This is a genomic window from Acinetobacter sp. LT1, from assembly GCF_059800965.1.
Genome location: NZ_JBBAXE010000012.1, coordinates 58372 through 77672 on the forward strand (window position 1 = coordinate 58372; position 19301 = coordinate 77672).

Here is a 19301-nt window from a genome sequence, read left to right on the forward strand (position 1 = left end):
GATTGTCATGAAAGCCAATTTTAATTTAAGCAAAATTAAGCTCTTGTATTAGAGATATATAATCTATTTTGCTCGACTATAAATACCGAATGATTTAAAGGAAACCCAAAGATGAAATCTCGTGCAGCTGTCGCCTTTGCCCCAGGAAAACCTTTAGAAATTGTTGAAGTTGATGTTGCACCACCTCAAGCGGGTGAAGTTTTAATAAAAATTACCCATACAGGGGTATGTCATACCGATGCTTTTACATTATCTGGCGATGACCCAGAGGGTATTTTTCCTGCCATCTTAGGTCATGAAGGCGCAGGTGTTGTGGTTGAAGTGGGTGAGGGCGTAACAAGCGTTAAACCTGGTGACCATGTGATTCCACTTTATACGGCTGAATGTAAAGAGTGTTTATTCTGTAAATCTGGAAAAACCAACTTATGTGTTGCGGTACGTGCTACTCAAGGTAAAGGTGTAATGCCGGATGGAACCACACGTTTTTCATATAACGGCGAACCGATTTACCATTACATGGGTTGTTCAACCTTTAGTGAATATACGGTAGTTGCAGAAGTCTCTTTGGCTAAAATCAATCCTGAAGCGAATCACGAACAAGTTTGTTTACTTGGATGTGGTGTGACAACTGGTATTGGCGCCGTGCATAACACAGCAAAAGTACAAGAAGGTGATTCTGTTGCCGTATTTGGTTTAGGCGGTATTGGTTTAGCTGTTGTACAAGGTGCACGCCAAGCGAAAGCAGGACGCATTATTGTCGTAGATACAAACCCAGATAAATTTGAACTTGCTAAACAGTTTGGTGCTACCGATTTCTTAAATCCAAAAGATTATGACCAACCTATTCAGCAAGTGATTGTAGAAATGACAGGTTGGGGCGTAGATCATTCATTTGAATGTATTGGTAACGTCAAGGTTATGCGTTCGGCTCTAGAGTGTGCACATCGTGGTTGGGGACAATCCGTTATTATTGGTGTTGCTGGTGCAGGTCAAGAAATTTCGACTCGTCCATTCCAGCTAGTGACAGGCCGTAAATGGTTAGGTACTGCTTTTGGTGGGGTAAAAGGCCGCTCACAACTTCCTAAAATGGTCGAAGATGCTATGAAAGGTGAGATTCAACTTGAACCTTTTGTAACGCATACAATGCCTCTACAAGACATTAATACCGCTTTTGATTTAATGCACGAAGGTAAATCAATTCGTACTGTCATTCATTTCTAAATAAAAGAAAAAAAGGGCTGTGATTCAGCCCTTTTTTACCACTTATAGTTTTATATCTTAAATAGCATTACCACACATGTCTGTTGTGCCCTGAGGATAGTTAAACTGTAATGCATTACGGTCAGTAATGAGTTCACTAGACAACTCTTGCCCAAATAACTGATTAGAATATATTGATAAACCACTTACTACATTAAAACTTATATTTTCAAGTGGAGCAGGTAAAGTAGATTTATAACCTTGATCAACACCATTTACAATAAAACCGACCTGCCCATTATTCTGGTTAATATATATTCCTAATCGTTGATATTCCTGTGTATTATTTGTCATGTTCTGGCTTTTGTAGTAGGAATGATCAGGCCCACTATTATCGCTAAGACGATAATTTACAGAATAAATTAACATAGGAGGGTTTTCACCAAAATCTGGATCATAACTTCCCATATCAAACCCATAGCTTGATCTAACTGTATAACCATTATTTGTCACGCCCGTAAAATAAATACTAGACATATACGTATTGTTTTCAAATCCTGAATTAACAAGTTTTATTGTTGGTATTTTAAGTTCTATTTCTAATGCGATAATACCAGTATGAGGAAGTGTGAAATCTCCAATGTCATTAGACGAATTAAGACTAGCTTTACTTCTAGCTACATAATCTATGTAGCCATACTCACTTTCTGGCCTAGGTTCTACTTTAAGACTAAATTTTTGGCCTGCTATCGATGGGAATATCTTCAGAGGAACATATCCAGGATTTTCATTACTCCATAGATCGAAATCTGCTTGAGTCGCGTCAAAATTGTATTTGCAGACTGGAGCAGAAGAGTTAAGGGAGGTAGTTTGAGCTAAGAGGGTTTGAGACGCTAATTTTTCATTCTTTGTAGTCGATGAAATGCTTTTAGATGATACTTTTTGGCTAGCCTGATTAGGCGTTACTGTATTGGTATTATCAGAAGATACCTCATACATTGCCCAACATAATGTAATTGCACTAACAGCAACTATACCTATTTTTTTCATAAATATTCCTATTAAGTTAAGTATTAAATTCTTTGAAAGTAGTGATAAAGTAAAATTTATTATTAATATTTAAAATTATTGGGTTTAAAAACTATTGAATATGATTAATCATATTCAATAGTTACAGTAGCCATTGCACGGACCTTACCAGCAGTCACATTTGTTGCTGTTTGATAGTAGCGGGCAGTCATCGGTACGTTATATTGAATTGTCTGGTTAGAAGACAATGTACCTAGGGCTAATTTGTCACCTTTTTTGATGACTTGATTCTTATTTTGATAGTTCCAGAGTAACTGTACACCTACGCCGTTTGCTTTTTCAGATGTCGGAGCAGTATTTGCGAGTACCTGAGTGTTTGTTCCGTCTTGGGTAAAGTCATAAGTTAAACTAATGAGGTTTTTCTCTTCGTAGCCAGTAGGGTTGATACCACCATTACATAAGATGTTCATATCAAAGGTTTGTTCGCCTTGAGTAGAACCAACGCCTTTGAACCCAGCTTTTGTAACGGTTGGAAGCTGTACAACTTTATTAATATTACCCTGGATTTCACATGAAGAAGAAGCAATGGTAATCGCATTACCATTAACAGTACTGGTTAAAAAAGGGCGGTTCATATAACCACTTACATAGTATCGACTATATAAGCCAGGAACTAATGTGCCCGAACCAGTCTGTTCAGCTGTTTTCACAATTTCGACAACAAAATATCCCGAAGCAAGAAAATAACTCGTACCTGGTGTCACACTACGACTATATGGATAATACCCTGAAAAGTTAGTTGCATTTTCAGCTTCACGATATAAGCGAATACCAATCCCAGGAATATTCGTAGAATAAATACTGTTACCGAGTGAGCTTAAAGGGTAACTTTGAGTTAATACCGCTGTAATACTATCACTATATGACGTGCATTTGGCTGTTGAAGCCTGTCCAGTTGAGTTGATTGGAAAAGTTGCTTTTCTTAGAACCTTTCCAACAGGATCACTTGGTCGAACAACAACTCGTCCAACAGCCATTGATATATCAACTGTGCTGAATCCAGAACTGAGTGTACAGTAAGCATTGGCTTCACCATATACACCAAGGCCGGCCGTAAATAAAAAACCTGTTAATAATATTCTTTTCATTTGCAGACAGCCTCAGTCATTACCATGCTTTGTTGCTTATTTTGCAACTGATTACTGATGTTGTACTCAACCGAACAACGCTCATTGCTTTCGTCGCCCCATTTTACATAGAGACTATCTTGAGCAAGTGGGGTACGTAAGTAAATCATACTACCTTGTGCAACAATACCTACAGCTTCATCTTTTTGGTTAAAGACTTGAGCTCCAAATGGTAAACTGTTGCCATCAGCATTTTTACTATTAATGTAGACTGCATAACCTGTCTTAGTCGCAAAATCCACTTTCGCAATTGCGCCAGCAAAAGGTGCGATACGTTGATTTGTTTCTTCAAGCTCTACTTGGCTCGACATTTCTTGTGGGTCAAGCGTAATATCGTTTAGGCGATAAGGTGTAACATACGGGATAACCGCATAACCAGCTTTATTTACGCTTAAACCAACGGTATTATTAACTTTTGCTCCAGCTGCATCAGGTGCATGTACAAGTACCATTGTTTGGCCTTGCTCAGGTCCAAATAAAATACCATCTGAATGTGCAACCACACTACCACTTAAGCTAACCATTGCTTGTTGGTAAGAGTCAGCAATACTATAAGAACCACCAACAGTTGCATAGTTCGTACGATAACGACCATTAGCGTTAAATGTTGGATTTGCATAGTCTTGATGTGAAACAGAGGCACCATAACTAAAGCGATCGCCAACCATTCCGCTTGCGCCAACAGTACGGCTATCTTCAGAAGCAGTAACGTTGACGTTGACTGAATTCTTTTTAAAGTTAATTGGGAATGAAAGCGTCATTAGATATTCAGTATCATGCGTCGCATCATTTGAACCGTACTCAACCTTACGGTTAATTGCAGATAAACCATAAGTTAAACCATGGTAGTTATTGCTATAACCAATTTGGTACTGTTTAGTACTTTCGCTACGGTTCCAATAGTCAACCCACGAACCTACTACATAGAAGTTACCCCAACCTTCAGGAAGTCCTTGGTTTAAAGTAATTTGGAATTCACTACGCTGGTGGCCCGCAGCCGCATAAGTGTTTACACCTTTTTCTTCTAAATCACGAATAAGTAGAGCATCACGTAATTTATAGAAGTTTTCTGTCGAGTAACGATATGCAGCAAGAGTTAAGTTTGTGTTAGTCGGAGAAATTAACTTACTATAGCTTAAACGGAAACTTTGCCCAGATTGTGATGACTGTTTTTCAAAGTCGGCTTCAGAGTGGGTCACATCTAACGCAACAGCACCAATTGGTGTAGCAAAAGCAGCACCTAACAATACAGCAGCATAATTTTCTGTAGCTTGTATGCCTGTATAACCTGTTAGGTAGTTGTTTATACCTTGTTGGTATTTACCCTGAACTACCCAAGGATTAAGGTCAATATCTTGATCTCGGAACTGACCTACAGTCAAAGAGTAACGGTTTACACCTGGACGCAACATTTGTACAACTGAAGCATATGGAACCGAAAATTTTTGTACTTGACCATTTGCTTCAATAATAGAAACTTCAATTTCCCCACCAAAACCAGTAGGGTAAAGGTCATTAATCTCAAAATTACCTGGTGCAACAGTTGTTTGATAGATAAGTTGGCCTTGTTGACGAACTTCAACTTTTGCATTGGTTTTTGCGTTACCACGAATACGCGGGGCGTAACCTAACATACTATTTGGTAGCATTCGGTCATCACTTGAGAAATCGATACCACGATAACCAATAGAGTCAAATACTTCGCCGTTTGTAAAACTATCACCTAGCGTTAAAACACCACGGTATTTAGGGAAGGCTCTTTGTAAGTATGTACTTGTTTCTTGATAATCTGATTTAGATTGATTTTCAGCAGGGGTATCTTGCCACTGCCACTGGCCATTATGACGTAATTGCCAACCAGCAATATTTAAACCAGCCGTAACGCCCATAAATGCGTTTGTTGTTTCACTTTGATCATTCGACTGATTAAATGTTTTATAAGCACTACCACTATAAGACAGAAAACCAGCATTGATACCACGATCCCATACGCTTGGATCGACATAACCTTGCGCATTTTTTTGCAAAGCAACTTGCGGAATAGAAATATCTACACGTAAACGAGAGGTATCAAACTCATAGAATGCATTTTCAACCCACTCTTCAATTTTATAACAACTATTATTTTCTTTTTGAAGGGCAGTATGTTTAGACAAAATGTCTTGTTTAACGCCGTACTCAAGTAGGTTTGTTCCTGTGAAACAGGTTACTGCATTTTTATTAGGGTCTAATGCTTTAAAGACCATACGACGTTTGCCAAACCATTGACCATTTACATATACGTCAACGTTATATTCGCCTGGTAAAACAGGGTTTCCATATTTAAAACGAGAAATATCAACTTTTTGAGCATCCCCAATTAAAAAAGCAGAATCAAATTCAGCCTCTACTGGAGCACTCGTAGTTGTTTCTTCAGCATGCACGACTACAGGCATTGTCATTGTGACAACACCAGAAGCCAAGTAGTAACAAATATGGCGTTTTAATAATTTATAAGATTCTTGCCTTTTTTTTGGCATAGCTAAGTCCGCCTACACATATAGGTGCTTAAATTTATTAAAAAGATAAATCTGATTACTGGAGTTTTATCGGGTGCTCAACGCGACCACCGTAGTCATTAACATTAATAAAACTCATATCTTGAAGGTTGCCATTCTTAAGTTGAACTGACGCTTCAGAAAAAGGCTTAATCATTAGCCCTTGAGGTAATAAATCAACTTTTTTATCACCTGCCTTTTGGTAAACAGAAGTCATAGTGATATGAAAAGGGGTAGGATTTTTTACCGTTAAACTTTGACCAGATTTAACCCATTGAAGCTTATCTGATGCTAAATTCGCGTCTTCTTTAATCGATGAAGGACGATAGAAGAATTTAATCCGTGAACGAATTGCAAGTTGTAAGAAGTTATCAGGTGTCGTATCTTCACTTTTTGAAGTAGGTCTTGGTGGAATATCTAAAATATTCAACCACAGAACTGTTTCTTGCTTCTGATTTAACTGAGAAGCATTTGGTAAAGCTGTAATACGAAGAGTCTGACTTTTCGTTGCTTCAACACGAGAAATAGGAGGAGCAATCATAAAAGGAACTTTTGATTGGTCCGGTGTACTTTTTGGGTCACCTTCATCAATCCAAGCTTGGACAAGTGCTGGCTTTGAACCGTTATTGCTAACTTGTAGCGTAACTTCTCTAGCATCTGACGGGTAAATTACACGAGTGCCATGAATTACAATTTCTGCTTGAGTAGCAGGTGCAATAACTGCTGAAGCAAATGCTAAACCTAACAAAAAATTATAACTGTTCAATTTCATTTTCGAGTTCTCAACCAAGAAAGATTCAGGAAAGCGTTACACAAAACAGGGTTTCCATGCGGACATAGAAACCCCGCTACCAATTAATTATTGATAGATAATTGTGTATTGAACAGAAGTAGTTACTTTACCAGCAGTAGAAGCGCCAGTTGCATAGTATTCAGCGTAGTAGTTAAGGTCAGCACCTGCGCCATCAGCTACGTCAACCCATTGAGAGTTAGCTTGAGCACCGTTTGCACCCGCAGCAAGTACTGGGATGAAGTTGTTGTTGCTACCTAAAAGTTGAACGTTAACGTTTTTAGCACCAGTAGCGTCTTGGTTAAGTAAACGACCAGTATTAAAGTCAACAGTTGCACCTGGTTCGAAGTAAGTAGCTACTTTACCTTGTGAACAGTTAGCTAGGTTGATTTGGAAAGGAGTACGACCAGCAACATCCCCAGCAACAGCTAAAGTTTGTTTAGAAACAGTTGGAAGAGTAACTGTGAAGTCTTTACCAGCAGGGGTAACGATGTCACAAGTTTTGTCTGTAACTAAACCATTAATTGTAATTGTACCATCAGCAGCTTGAGCATTAGCAATCCCTACAACCGAAAGAGCAGCGATCAAAGCAAGTTTTTTCATAGTGTTTTCTCAAAAGTCTGGATAAAAGTTTATTTCCTTACTTTTCCAGTGTTTGACATCTTGAAAAGTAATGCGGCGATCTTAACACTTATTAAACAAAATGCAAACTAGATCACATTATTTTTTCATAATTTTAATTCAATCACATTTATTATTTGAGATGTATAGCCGCTATCAATAGCCTATACCATTGTTTATGAACATTTTTTTGTTTTATAAAAAAGAAAAGCTATGAAGAGAAGCAAGTTACATAAGAACACGATGTAAATAAAAAAGAATTAAACAAATTATGTGAAAAATAAGCTTAAATTCATAGAATACAATTATATAGAATAAATTATGCATATGTATACAGAAAAAATATACAAATAGTCATTTTTTATAAAAAAAGAGTGACTCATCAATCAATTCATCAAAACATGCGACGAATTCGACAAATCACTCTTTCATCAAACTTACTGCAGAAATAAGTTTGGATATTAATGGTAATTAATAAGCACGACTTTGTGGTTAGAACTTATGCTCTCAATGCTTGTGTCCATTTTCTCAGTATGTTGAGCTAATTTAAAAAGACTATCTTTATTTAAATATTCACTATCAAGTTTAATATTTAAATTATTTACCTCAACACATTCTATCTCGCTATGTTCTCTTGAACATGTATCTTCAACAATATTTCCTCTTATCATTATTGTGTTACTTGCATAACAAAATAGTGTGTAAGAGGAAAGCACTATCAAAACAAGAAGTTTAAATATATTATTTTTCATTTTATATACCTATTTATAAAATAGTTTATATATATTTGATACCTTATTTTTAATTTAAAAACAATCATTAATCTTTAAATAATAAAAAATTATTAATTTATACGTGATATAAATCACATTAAATACTTTAAATAATGCAATAGTTATAATTTCTAAAAATTTATTAATAATAAAACCACCAAAACAATATTAAGTTATTGTTATTTTTAAAAATTTAAAAAATAATGATTAATAAAAAAACAGACTGCAAATTAAAACAGCATGATATACATTAAAATATTTAATAAAAATATAATTCATTTTTTAATTTAGAATTTATATTTCAAAATTATTACTGAGAAATAAAATATAGATTTTAATAAAAATGTGACTAAATATACATTATTAAACTAATCTGTAATTTGCTTTATATTGCGGATTTGAGCATATCAGAGCTAATAAATTAGAATTTAGCATAGACTTTAAAGATTTTAGGAAAATGGTCTGGCGAAATATAGTTTTAATTTCTAGGAGCTCTAGGTAGAGAAAAGCTCAATAAAAATCAAACAAGCGATTATTAGCCAAACCTAATCATAATTTCTATTTAATTAGATTTTATGAATCCTATTTATTATCCATCAATAGCAACGTCAGAAGATGCTAGTGCTGAATTTAATTAGAATAAAAATTCATTCCACATAGCTAAAAGTACCGCAATAGCTAGAAAGAAATAAGCACTACAAACAAATGAAAGATAGCTACCAAGCTATGGGACAATATTGAATTATACAACTGTTCGTATAATGTATATTATGTTAAATAGAAGATTTGGAAACCTACGATATATAAAGCTCTGGCTACTCTGCATTGTTACTACGCCGTTTATACTTCACTACACTAAATTATTAAAGGCTTCTTCAACTGCATCTGTTGCTCAAGCAACTTACTAAACGCCTAAGCTGGTTCTATTGGATGCTTATGTATTAAACCCTATTTCTAATCTTAACCAGAATAATTTTCTAGACAACTTCTTATAAGTTGTAATTAAATTTTTATATTTACCCTAGTGAGCTGAGCTACTTACTAAATTCACAAGCTGTATTTGCAACTACTGTCTGCTGTATAGATTTCGTTTTCTAAATCTCCTTTTAAGCCTCAAAATCTTTAACCTGGTAAGCTAAAAACTGAAACCTTCATTATTATGTATACTATTGAAATTTAAATAGAATATTTAAAAACCTCTTTTACGTGCTTGAAAAAAACGATATAGTGCGGTATGCAGCTGTTCTTTAAATTTAGTTCAATGGTAGATCTCAATTCATATACAACATAGCCATACAATTAAAAAATAAGGTGCTAATTAAGGCTACCTTTTGACCTTTTCTCTTTAAATTCTTATTTAAATGTCATATCTAATCTAAGCAAGATTCATAAAATAATTTTTATAATTTAAATAATGGATAATTAAATATGGATCGTTTTAAAACTATTTTACTCATTGCAAGCACATGTTTAACAACAACTATTTATGCAAAACAACAAGTCGTTTGTGTGTATGACCCCATTGGTAAATCGGGAGATGCTTTCGCTTTAGCCAAAGACTATGCACTTGAAGCTAAAAACTGGGGTGCTGATCTATCTTTAAAAGCATATGTAGATGAACGCATTGCGGCTGAAGATTTAAAAGTCGGTAAGTGTGATGGCGCTATTATTAGTGGTTTACGTGGCCGTCAGTTTAATAAATACACAGGATCTTTAGATGCGGTCGGCGCATTAACAAATATGAAAACGGCGATTAATGCCTATAAGCTGTTGTCTTCACCAATGGCCGCAAAAAATATGGTGGTCGGTCCTTACGAAATTGCAGGTTTAGGGACCATTGGCCCTGCATATTTATTTGTAAATGATAGAAATATCAATACACTCGCTAAAGCTGCCGGTAAAAAAATTGGGGTATTTAAATACGATGAGGCGCAACCAAAGCTTGTGCAACAGGTTGGCGGTCAGGCTGTATCTGTAGATGTTACCAATGCCGGTTCGAAGTTTAATAACCATGAAATTGATATTGTGCCCGCTCCTATTGTGGCATTTAAACCTTTTGAACTACACAAGGGTTTAGGTGAGAAAGGAGCAATTGTTCGTTTTCCTTTAACTCAAATTTCAGCAAACTTCATTATTCGTAAAGACCAGTTCCCAGCAGGTTTTGGGCAAAAGTCGCGGACTTGGGTAGCCAGCCAATTAAATAGAACCTTTGGCATTATTGCCAAATATGAAAGTGATATTCCTTCTAAATATTGGATGGATATTCCTAAAAATGAACAATTAAACTATATGAAAATGATGCGCGAGGCTCGTATACAGCTAACCAAAGCAGGTATCTACGACCCAAAAATGATGAACTTTTTGAAAAAAGTGAGATGTAAAGAAAACCCAAGTAATTTTGAATGTGCATTAAACGATGAATGAACACTCAAAATATATGCACATCTTCTTTTAAGAAGCTCTACCCTCAGTTATTCATTTCCTCACGGGCTTGTTGTGGCGTTTTACCCGACCACTCTTTATAAGCCCGTGTAAATGGACTGTGCTCGGCATAACCTAACAGTAAGGCTATTTCTACAATTTGTAGCCTTGGATCTTTTAAATACGATTTTGCCAATTCGTAACGAACAATATTTAATTCTTTCCGAAAATTTGTACCTGCCTCGGTTAAACGGCGTTGCAAGGTTCTACGTGAATAATTTAATCGCTCTGCAAGTTGTTCAATAGTTGGTTCGCCTTGATGAAGTAAGTAAGCAATCTGTTTACGAACTTGATCTGTAATTTCATCAATATGTGGCAGACTTGCCAGTAACTTGTCGGCATGCTTTTCTAGTATGGCAACTAAAGCCGCGTCGGAGTTTTTAAGCGGTAGATTTAAGATTTCCTTATCGAAACGCATAAGTGCCACGGGTTGCTCAAAAAGCACAGGACAGCCGAAATATTCTTCATAAGGCTGAACATTTTCAGGCTGTTCATGAATAAAATGTATTTCTTTAAGTCTTTCTTTTCCTCTAATGAGGCTACGGCAAAATTGAACTATAACGGTACGGCCAGTTTCATCCGATAAAGGACCTACTTGCTCACCTTTTGTATCCCATGAAAGCTCTACATATTCAGTATAAATACGAACAGTGGCAGGATAAACGTCATAGACAAGCCGCTGATATCGCTCAAACCTTTCTAAAACTGCTCCCAGATTTTCGCAGGCAAGAAATACTGATCCTAATACACCTAGATGCTGAGCTGTAATGGTTTGACCCACATGTAAACCAATGAAAGGGTCATTTAAATAATCTTTAGCAATAATGAGAAGACTTTCCCAATGATCGATATCTACGCCTTCTAAATGATTTGAATCTGCTTTAGGCCACGGTTCACACAGCACCTTTTCTGGGTCATGTCCTAGTTTTTCCAGATATTCAAATAATAACTGAACATAGATTTCAGAAATCCTTCTTCTATACAACGGCTTATTCAATCCATTCATTCCGTATAGTTCTAATTTGGCGCCAATTATCAATTAGTGTACTTAAAGCTTTCACGCAAAAGCAAATGACTAAAAATACCTGCTCAATCCAAATTTTGGCGCAAAGTGTCAAGCAATATGGCAGCTTTCATCAAGCCCTATCTCATTATTTTTCAGAAGATAGCGTTATAGCCAATATTGAGAAAAATACGATGGGTAAAAGTCTAAATAATGTGCCCCAAGCACCACTTGATGTTCAGTTTGATTCAAATGGCATGAAATGCAGTGCCTATTTATATCGTCCAGCGACCGAAGCCACTACGCCAATTATTGTGATGGCGCACGGTCTGGGTGGTACTCGAAGAATGCGTTTAACTGCTTTTGCAGAACGCTTTGTGGCAGAAGGTTATGCTTGTTTAGTGTTTGATTATCGCTATTTTGGTGATAGCGAAGGACAACCTCGACAATTACTAGATATAAAAAGTCAGCTCGAAGACTGGAAAGCCGCTATTGCCTATGCACGTAGCCTAGAAAAAATTGACCCAAACCGCGTGATTATATGGGGGACTTCTTTCGGTGGAGGCCATGTATTGGCAACAGCGGCTAACGATAATCGGCTTGCTGCTGTTATATCACAATGCCCCTTCACTGATGGTTTCTCATCCAGCATGGCAATGAACCCAATAACAACCCTTAAGCTCACGGGACTCGCTTTAAAAGACAAGATCGGATCAATGCTCGGCACAAAGCCAGTCATGGTGCCTCTTGCAGCTCCAACAGGACACACAGCATTAATGAATGCACCTGACGCTTATTCAGGCTATCTCGCACTTATGCCTTCTGGATCAAATATTCCAAACTATGTCGCTGCACGTTTTGTATTCGACATCATACGCTATTACCCGGGCCGTAAGACATCACGTATTCAAGCGCCCGTGTTGTTTTGTGTCTGTGATACCGACTCTGTTGCGCCCTCAAAAACAACATTGCGTCATGCGAGCCATACGCCCAATCATGAAATTAAGCACTACGCCGATGGTCATTTTGAAATTTACGTTGGAGAAGCTTTTGAGCGTGTTGTTCGTGATCAGATCGACTTTCTTAAACGCATCGTTCCAGTCAAGTAACAGTAAATTTAAAACATTTGGAGAAAAACCATGAAATATGACCTTAACAAAAAAGTTGTTTTAATTACAGGAGCCGCTGGAGGAATTGGAGCAGCAACAGCTCGTGAATTTTATGCATTAGGTGCAAACTTGGTACTCACCGATATGCAACAGGTAGCTGTAGATAAACTTGCATCTGAATTTGAGGCATCTCGTGTTTTACCATTAGCGGTAGACGTTACTGATGCAGTAGCCACAAAAGATGTAGTCCAGAAAACAATAAAACACTTTGGACACCTTGATATAGCTTTTACCAATGCAGGTATCTCATGGCGTGATGGTGCTTCGACAATTGCTAGCTGTGATGAAGCTGAGTTCGATAAAATTGTTGAGGTTGATTTACTTGGTGTCTGGCGCACAGTCCGTGCTGCCTTACCAGAGGTGACTCGCAACAAAGGGCAAATCCTCATAACCTCTTCTGTTTATTGCTTCGTCAATGGAATGGCAAATGCTCCATATGCAGCTTCAAAGGCGGCAGTAGAAATGCTTGGACGCTGTCTCCGTACAGAGATTGCATATACCGGTGCAACAGCCAGCGTTGTCTATCCAGGCTGGACAGCAACACCAATCGCCAAGGTTGCCTTTGGAGGGAACGCAACTGTAACGGAGATGATTGAAGCAGGATTTCCAGCATGGTTACGCAAGCCTATTTCTCCGGAATATATGGCGCAAGCAATTGTAAAAGGTGTGCAGCGTCGCCAGCCACGCATTTTTGCTCCAGTGCGTTGGGTTCCGTTCTCGATATTACGCGGACTGTTTAATGCAGGTAGTGATGCAATGGTTGTACGCCATAAGAAATTACAGGGATTACTTCAACAACTTGAAAGTGAATCTAAACCTATCCAGAAATAATCCATTTCCTTAAAACTCATTTATAAAAATGTCTGGAAATCTGATATGTCTAAGTACAAATTAAAAGATAAAGTTGTGGTCATCACAGGCTCAACAGGTGGTCTTGGTCTTGCGATTGCTCAGGCATTACAAGCCAAAGGCGCAAAACTAGTACTCCTAGATTTAGACCTTAACAAAGTTGAAAGTCAGGCAAAACAGCTAGGTGGAAAAAGCATTGCCGCAGGTTGGGTAGCAGATGTACGCTCTTTGGAAAGCTTAGAAATGGCTATGGCAAATGCAGCTCAACACTTCGGTAAAATTGACGTGGTTATTGCAAATGCTGGCATAGCTTCAACCGAAGCACTCGAACATATGGCTCCCGAAACCTTTGAGCGAACCATCGATATTAACCTTACAGGGGTATTTCGTACTTTCCGCGCAGCTATACCATATGTAAAACAAACTCAGGGATACTTACTGGCTGTGTCCTCAATGGCGGCTTTCGTCCACTCCCCGTTAAACACGCACTATACTTCGAGTAAAGCAGGCGTCTGGGCTTTATGTGATAGCCTTCGTCTAGAATTAAAATATTCAAATATAGATGTTGGTAGCCTTCATCCGACCTTCTTTAAGACCCCAATGATGGACAGTATTCAAAATGACCCTGCAGGTAAAGCTGTATGGAAAGGTAACTCGGGTATTTGGAAATATATCTCTATTGAAGAAGTTGTCTCAGGCGTAGTTGAAAGCATAGAACGGCGTAAAGATATGACGGTTATACCTAAAATCAATACTCCGATTGCGAAAGCACCCGCATTGTTTAGAAATGTGATTGAGTTTTTAGGTTTTAATCGTAAGCAGCTTAAACAGACCATGCTCTTGGCAGAGAAAAACCATAAGTTATTTTAAATCTTTTAAGACACGGATGTTTTGAGATACCCGTGTTTATTTAATTAGCAGCAAAATTCTAATCATTGACTCAAACTATAAGTCTTATGCGCAGCTATTTTTTATTAAAATTTTCTTTTAACGCATCAATTAAGATATTTAATAAAGGTGCTTGCTCACGTCTATGGGGATAATATAAGTGATATGGTTCATAGCTATGTCGCCAGTCCTTCAGCGTTTCTTCCAGTTCACCACTTTCAATATAAGGCTGAACCATTTCAATAGGTAGATAAGCGATTCCTACACCGCTCCTTACTGCTTGAAGCACTGGAGATAAGGTTGTAAAAATAACTTTAGCATTAACAGTAATTGTTTGTGTTTTACCTTGTTTGGTAAATTGCCAACGATAGAATTCACCATGTGTGGGTAATCTTAAATTAATACACTGGTATTCCATTAAATCTTTTGGATGCTTTGGGTGACCATAACGAGCTAAAAACTCTTTGGTTGCAACTGTTAGCATTTGTATTGGCTCACTCACCTGTAAAGCGATCATGTCTTTAGAAACTAAACCGCCTCTTCTAAGTCCTGCATCAAAACGCCCTTCTACAATATCGACAAGACCATAGTCAGATATGATCTCTACTGAAATTTTTGGAAATTGTTGTATGACTTTTTCAACTGCTGGCCATAAAACACTTTGTATTCCATATTCATCTGCACTAATACGTAATGTTCCTGCTGGATCATTTTTTAAAGCACTAATTTGATTTATACCATTTTCTATTTCTTCTATTGCAGGTTGAAGCAAATTCAGTAGATATTCACCTGCTTCTGTCGGTGCGACACTTCTGGTAGTTCTTGATAATAGTTTTATGCCAATTCGGTCTTCTAAATTACGGAGTGTTTGGCTAATGGCTGACTGTGACGTTCTGAGTTTTGCGGCTGCACGGGTAAAGCTTCGCTCTTGAGCAACGACCATAAAAGTATGCAAATCATTTAAATTTTCTTTCATTATTTATAAGTATTCAATATAAGTGCTATCTAATTATAGTGGATTATCATAATAAATCACTACGGTTATATTAATTTCATCGACCTAGTTCTTCTTTCGGAGAGAAGATGATGAAAACTGTAACTTTCAAAAATAAAAATATCGATGTTTCTGCAACTATTCGTTTTCCAAAAGATTTCGATGAAAACAAAACATATGCAGCAATTGTATGTGCGCATCCAATTAGTAGTTGTAAAGAGCAAACTGCAGGCGCAATCTATGGTGAAAAACTCACTGAAGCTGGGTTTATCACTTTAGCATTTGATGCATCGTATCAAGGTGCTAGCGGTGGCGAACCTCGTTTTCTTGAAGACCCTGCAACACGTGTAGAAGATTTCCGCTGTGCAGCCGACTATTTAACAACGCTTGCTTACGTTGATGAAAACCGTATTGGTGTATTAGGCGTATGTGGTGGCGGTGGTTATGCTGTTAATGCTGCTATGACTGAACGCCGTTTTAAAGCAGTCGCAACTGTGGTTGCAGCAAACTATGGTCGTTTAATGCGTGAAGGCGACCAAACACCTGAAGCTGCCATTAAAACTTTAGAAGCCATTGCAGCACAGCGTACTGCGGAAGCTCGTGGTGCCGAACCGTTTATTACCCAGTACATTCCAAACTCACAACAAGAGCGTGAGCAAGCTGGCATTCATGATATTGATATTAAAGAAGCTGTAGATTACTACAAAACTCCGCGCGGTCAGGCAGAAGGTTCACCAAATAAACTTCGCTTTTCAGCTTTAGCGGCTGCTGTTGGGTTTGATGCGTTTCATTTGGCAGAACACTTGCTCACTCAACCTTTACAAATTGTGATTGGTGATATAGCGGGTGGATTCGGTTCTTATCGCGATGGTTATGAGTTATATAGCAAAGCTGCTTCTAAAGATAAGAACCTTTTTGTGGTTAAAGGTGCAAGCCATTATGACTTATATGACCAACCTGAACCTGTTGCTCAAGCCTTAGAAAAAATTATTCCGTTCTTTCAAAAGCATCTTTAAATAACTTTTGAGGGACAACTGTAGTAACGTCACGATTTAGACTGTCCATAAAAATAACCTCACTAATTTGAGGTTATTTTTGAGTATCATAAAAAATGAAATAATAAGATTTTCAATCAAAAGATTTAATACTTTGAGTATTCTGCCTCACTTAGATTACTTAAAAGATCAAAAAATGATGGTCGAGATTCTGTAGTAAGTTTTTGACGAGGAAAATTACTAAGTAGTTTGACTGCCTCAGTTGGATCAAGTTGTGATGTAAATGGTACTGCTAACTGAATAAATGACGTTTTATTAGTTATAAGTGCCTCATCTAATACCGACTTTACTTCGTTATAGCGTGGCTTCCTTTGAGCAGTTAGAAACAAACCATCGAATAAAACATAGGTCTCTCGCAACGCAGGTAATTTGAGCTTAACAATTGCTCCTAAGAGAGGAAGATTAGAATCTGGGCCATCATCATTGGTATAACCATTGCTTGGATTTCGATGAGTTGCGAAAAGAATGACTTCTTCACAAAATGACTGCTTCAAATATTCGATCAGATTACAACAGTTATCAGTTGTATTACTCTGTTTATAACGCACAGCTGTGAATCTAGATTCATTATTGTAAATTGCAGCAAGATGATTTGCGTAAGATAGATATTGCTTACATGATTTCGTGATGTAGTCAGATCTTGAAGAAAAAAGATTAGAATTGTGTACTTTGTCTTTCAAAAAATCATCAATTTGTCTGATCAACAAAATTGGCATTGTGACGTTAATTTTTTCTGTCTTGTCTGTATATAAAGATGTATCAATTGTTATCACATGAAAGAATACGTCCTTGTCCCTGTTTTTGAACATTAGTGTCGACATTTCCGCTGGCTGTGGTATATCCTCACCGCGATCAGACAATTGATCAAAATATTCTAGTATTTTTTTATTTATCTTATTAATTGCCTCATCATAGCTTGAGCCAACAGCACTAATACTTGGATCTTCAAAAAAAGTTGCTTCGAAAACTTGTTTTTTAAACAATGATTTAGTTTCTGTTACACGAACCGTCACAGTATAGTTTTTCATGGATAACCCCATTACTCCAATTTAATAGATTATTAGATATCCTTTAAAAATGAGTTAATTAAAGACTTCTGTCAATATGATATAGACACTATTTTTATTAAAAATAATGTAACTATTTGAAAAATAAATAATTAACCATAACTCTATTTTTTTATTTTTTAGAGTTAAAGGGTTATTTAGATTTTTATCCTACCTATAGAAATGTAAGTGCAAATTTGCAATCTAAAATATAAATAAGGGTATTTTTTAGTTTCAAACAAGCCTTTTATAATAAATCGCTGTTCCGTCGTAGTTCCCATTTGAACTTAATGCAAAACTTGGAATTACGCCCACACGAACAAATCCAATTTTGCTATATAAAAGTTCGGACACATCACCTTCACGTGTATCTAAGACAAGTAAGCGCAGACCCTTTTCTCGTGCAAAATTTTCTAGTTCATTCAGTAATAATGTTGCTATTCCTTGTTTTCTTGCTGTTGTCAGAACCATGAGTTTTTCAACTTCAGCTCGGTGAACTCCGTTCTTTTTACTTACCAGAGATAATTGAACACTACCTACAATTTTTCCTTGTCGAATGGCAATCCATAAACGGCTATTACCTTGTGTTAATTTATAGTTGACCTCACGCCAATAATTTAAGATTTCGTTCTTTTCTATAGGAGCTAAGAAACCTATTGAAGCTCCGTTATTTATAGAATCTTCTAACAGTAGCGATAAGCCTTCTTCATAATCGCCAATTTCATTGATCTCTAAAATTTCAATATCTTTCATATTTTTTCTCAAAGTTAATAGTTGTAAACCTTCATTGCTGAACCACAAACTAAGCACTGCTTATTTTTAATTAGATTTTTACTAATTCATCCTCCATTAACTCTTTTATGATCTCTCACAAAAGTAAAACAACTCCATATAAATGTCTTTTTTTTAACATCAAAAGATGTTATAAAAAAGACATTCGCTATCTTTTGGATTTTGCTTTTATGAATTTGGATATGTTTAATAATGAATCCTTAAAGGATTCAGAACCCACACCTTGTGACTTCTTCAGTGGTGAAGATGCTATAGCAAAAGCTAAAGAACTGGGTCTACCCGATCCTCATATAGTTATACAAGCAATTATGGTTGGTGATTCTGAATTTAGAACCAATACAATATACAACAGATCAAGATTTATCGCTCGTTGGGGAAAGATTGGAGAACAACTCGCTTTACTTCTTAGAAAATCAGATCCAGCTTGGGTTTATCATAATGAAAGCCAGCCAAGACTAGAAAATGTTGATAAGAAAATTCAGATTATTTTCATGAGTGGTAACTTAGCACTTGGGCATCCAGAACTTGTACTATCAGCTCTTTGTGAAAAGGGTTATATGACTTTGAAGAATATTAAAGAAAATCAATCTAGTTATGATGATGCATCAAAATTAAGAACTTGGATTCTTTATTTTCCTTCTACATCTCATCCAGCCTACACAGCAACTGATATACCAACAATTCCTTTTGAAATCGCATACCCTACAAGTTTTGTACAAACTCCTGATAAGACAAAAATTGACATATTACCAAGCAATCACACTTGCAGAATTGCATTTGAGATAGATAATACTCATCCAGTCGACAATGATCCTAAAAAGCCAATATTGGAACCATCTAACGAGATTAAACCAGATGATTTTGATATTCAGCTTGTAGTCTAACTT

At 36.7% G+C, this 19301-nt stretch carries 17 protein-coding genes; 7 read left to right on the top strand and 10 right to left on the bottom strand.

What is annotated here, in order from left to right; all coding sequences use genetic code 11:
• Positions 1–111 precede the first annotated feature (111 nt).
• On the top strand, positions 112–1221 hold the full coding sequence (locus WBW42_RS12935; RefSeq protein ID WP_032057601.1) for an S-(hydroxymethyl)glutathione dehydrogenase/class III alcohol dehydrogenase: 1110 nt from the start codon (positions 112–114) through the stop codon (positions 1219–1221).
• A gap of 57 nt (positions 1222–1278) precedes the next feature.
• On the opposite strand, the gene WBW42_RS12940 is transcribed toward WBW42_RS12935, so the two are convergent.
• From WBW42_RS12940 to WBW42_RS12965, 6 genes are all read right to left on the bottom strand, one after another.
• Entirely contained in the window at positions 1279–2250 is a 972-nt protein-coding gene (locus WBW42_RS12940) for a DUF4882 family protein (protein ID WP_002113831.1), read from the bottom strand.
• Between the two features lie 104 nt (positions 2251–2354).
• Positions 2355–3377, bottom strand: coding sequence for a fimbrial protein (locus WBW42_RS12945; protein ID WP_002113594.1), 1023 nt, complete (start codon positions 3375–3377; stop codon positions 2355–2357).
• A complete protein-coding gene (locus tag WBW42_RS12950; RefSeq protein ID WP_032057602.1) occupies positions 3374–5935 on the bottom strand; it encodes a fimbria/pilus outer membrane usher protein in 2562 nt (853 codons plus the stop codon). Before WBW42_RS12950 ends, WBW42_RS12945 begins: the two co-directional genes overlap by 4 nt.
• 55 nt (positions 5936–5990) lie before the next feature.
• Positions 5991–6725, bottom strand: a complete 735-nt coding sequence (locus tag WBW42_RS12955) for a fimbrial biogenesis chaperone (protein WP_032070685.1) — start codon at positions 6723–6725, stop codon at positions 5991–5993.
• Between the two features lie 87 nt (positions 6726–6812).
• Entirely contained in the window at positions 6813–7346 is a 534-nt protein-coding gene (locus WBW42_RS12960; protein WP_002113678.1) for a fimbrial protein, read from the bottom strand.
• A gap of 479 nt (positions 7347–7825) precedes the next feature.
• Positions 7826–8116 (bottom strand): hypothetical protein, encoded by a 291-nt coding sequence (locus WBW42_RS12965; RefSeq protein WP_032057606.1) that lies wholly within the window; start codon positions 8114–8116, stop codon positions 7826–7828.
• A gap of 1449 nt (positions 8117–9565) precedes the next feature.
• Here WBW42_RS12965 and adeT1 point away from each other — a divergent pair.
• Complete coding sequence (gene adeT1 / locus WBW42_RS12970) at positions 9566–10561, top strand: putative multidrug efflux protein AdeT1 (protein ID WP_032057764.1); 996 nt, start codon at positions 9566–9568, stop codon at positions 10559–10561.
• 43 nt (positions 10562–10604) lie between these two features.
• On the opposite strand, the gene WBW42_RS12975 is transcribed toward adeT1, so the two are convergent.
• Positions 10605–11624: an AraC family transcriptional regulator gene (locus WBW42_RS12975; RefSeq protein ID WP_032057763.1), complete on the bottom strand. Its 1020-nt coding sequence runs from the start codon at positions 11622–11624 to the stop codon at positions 10605–10607.
• A gap of 191 nt (positions 11625–11815) precedes the next feature.
• Here WBW42_RS12975 and WBW42_RS12980 point away from each other — a divergent pair, with 191 nt between their 5' ends.
• Genes WBW42_RS12980 through WBW42_RS12990 form a run of 3 tightly spaced genes read left to right on the top strand, consistent with a single transcriptional unit; the run spans position 11816 to position 14509 of the window.
• Positions 11816–12730 (top strand): alpha/beta hydrolase, encoded by a 915-nt coding sequence (locus tag WBW42_RS12980; RefSeq protein ID WP_032057762.1) that lies wholly within the window; start codon positions 11816–11818, stop codon positions 12728–12730.
• A gap of 30 nt (positions 12731–12760) precedes the next feature.
• Positions 12761–13621, top strand: a complete 861-nt coding sequence (locus WBW42_RS12985) for an SDR family NAD(P)-dependent oxidoreductase (protein ID WP_032057761.1) — start codon at positions 12761–12763, stop codon at positions 13619–13621.
• 45 nt (positions 13622–13666) lie between these two features.
• The gene (locus WBW42_RS12990) at positions 13667–14509 is read left to right on the top strand and encodes an SDR family NAD(P)-dependent oxidoreductase (RefSeq protein WP_032057760.1); all 843 of its coding nucleotides are present in this window, start codon (positions 13667–13669) and stop codon (positions 14507–14509) included.
• A 94-nt stretch (positions 14510–14603) separates the two neighbouring features.
• Here the strand turns inward: WBW42_RS12990 and WBW42_RS12995 are convergent, their stop codons facing one another.
• Complete coding sequence (locus tag WBW42_RS12995; RefSeq protein WP_032057759.1) at positions 14604–15503, bottom strand: LysR family transcriptional regulator; 900 nt, start codon at positions 15501–15503, stop codon at positions 14604–14606.
• 110 nt (positions 15504–15613) lie between these two features.
• On the opposite strand from WBW42_RS12995, the gene WBW42_RS13000 reads away from it, so the two are divergent.
• Positions 15614–16537 (top strand): alpha/beta hydrolase, encoded by a 924-nt coding sequence (locus tag WBW42_RS13000; protein WP_171072118.1) that lies wholly within the window; start codon positions 15614–15616, stop codon positions 16535–16537.
• A 125-nt stretch (positions 16538–16662) separates the two neighbouring features.
• On the opposite strand, the gene WBW42_RS13005 is transcribed toward WBW42_RS13000, so the two are convergent.
• Positions 16663–17604, bottom strand: a complete 942-nt coding sequence (locus tag WBW42_RS13005) for a type II toxin-antitoxin system HicB family antitoxin (protein ID WP_032057757.1) — start codon at positions 17602–17604, stop codon at positions 16663–16665.
• A gap of 252 nt (positions 17605–17856) precedes the next feature.
• Entirely contained in the window at positions 17857–18375 is a 519-nt protein-coding gene (locus WBW42_RS13010) for a GNAT family N-acetyltransferase (RefSeq protein ID WP_032057755.1), read from the bottom strand.
• A gap of 209 nt (positions 18376–18584) precedes the next feature.
• On the opposite strand from WBW42_RS13010, the gene WBW42_RS13015 reads away from it, so the two are divergent.
• Positions 18585–19298: a hypothetical protein gene (locus WBW42_RS13015; protein WP_032057754.1), complete on the top strand. Its 714-nt coding sequence runs from the start codon at positions 18585–18587 to the stop codon at positions 19296–19298.
• Positions 19299–19301: the final 3 nt, after the last annotated feature.

Coding starts and splice junctions, on each gene's coding strand:
- WBW42_RS12935 (WP_032057601.1), top strand. CDS start 112: ATGAAATCTCGTGCAGCTGTCGCCTTTGCCCCAGGAAAACCTTTAGAA.
- WBW42_RS12940 (WP_002113831.1), bottom strand. CDS start 2,250: ATGAAAAAAATAGGTATAGTTGCTGTTAGTGCAATTACATTATGTTGG.
- WBW42_RS12945 (WP_002113594.1), bottom strand. CDS start 3,377: ATGAAAAGAATATTATTAACAGGTTTTTTATTTACGGCCGGCCTTGGT.
- WBW42_RS12950 (WP_032057602.1), bottom strand. CDS start 5,935: ATGCCAAAAAAAAGGCAAGAATCTTATAAATTATTAAAACGCCATATT.
- WBW42_RS12955 (WP_032070685.1), bottom strand. CDS start 6,725: ATGAAATTGAACAGTTATAATTTTTTGTTAGGTTTAGCATTTGCTTCA.
- WBW42_RS12960 (WP_002113678.1), bottom strand. CDS start 7,346: ATGAAAAAACTTGCTTTGATCGCTGCTCTTTCGGTTGTAGGGATTGCT.
- WBW42_RS12965 (WP_032057606.1), bottom strand. CDS start 8,116: ATGAAAAATAATATATTTAAACTTCTTGTTTTGATAGTGCTTTCCTCT.
- adeT1 (WP_032057764.1), top strand. CDS start 9,566: ATGGATCGTTTTAAAACTATTTTACTCATTGCAAGCACATGTTTAACA.
- WBW42_RS12975 (WP_032057763.1), bottom strand. CDS start 11,624: ATGAATGGATTGAATAAGCCGTTGTATAGAAGAAGGATTTCTGAAATC.
- WBW42_RS12980 (WP_032057762.1), top strand. CDS start 11,816: ATGGGTAAAAGTCTAAATAATGTGCCCCAAGCACCACTTGATGTTCAG.
- WBW42_RS12985 (WP_032057761.1), top strand. CDS start 12,761: ATGAAATATGACCTTAACAAAAAAGTTGTTTTAATTACAGGAGCCGCT.
- WBW42_RS12990 (WP_032057760.1), top strand. CDS start 13,667: ATGTCTAAGTACAAATTAAAAGATAAAGTTGTGGTCATCACAGGCTCA.
- WBW42_RS12995 (WP_032057759.1), bottom strand. CDS start 15,503: ATGAAAGAAAATTTAAATGATTTGCATACTTTTATGGTCGTTGCTCAA.
- WBW42_RS13000 (WP_171072118.1), top strand. CDS start 15,614: ATGAAAACTGTAACTTTCAAAAATAAAAATATCGATGTTTCTGCAACT.
- WBW42_RS13005 (WP_032057757.1), bottom strand. CDS start 17,604: ATGAAAAACTATACTGTGACGGTTCGTGTAACAGAAACTAAATCATTG.
- WBW42_RS13010 (WP_032057755.1), bottom strand. CDS start 18,375: ATGAAAGATATTGAAATTTTAGAGATCAATGAAATTGGCGATTATGAA.
- WBW42_RS13015 (WP_032057754.1), top strand. CDS start 18,585: ATGAATTTGGATATGTTTAATAATGAATCCTTAAAGGATTCAGAACCC.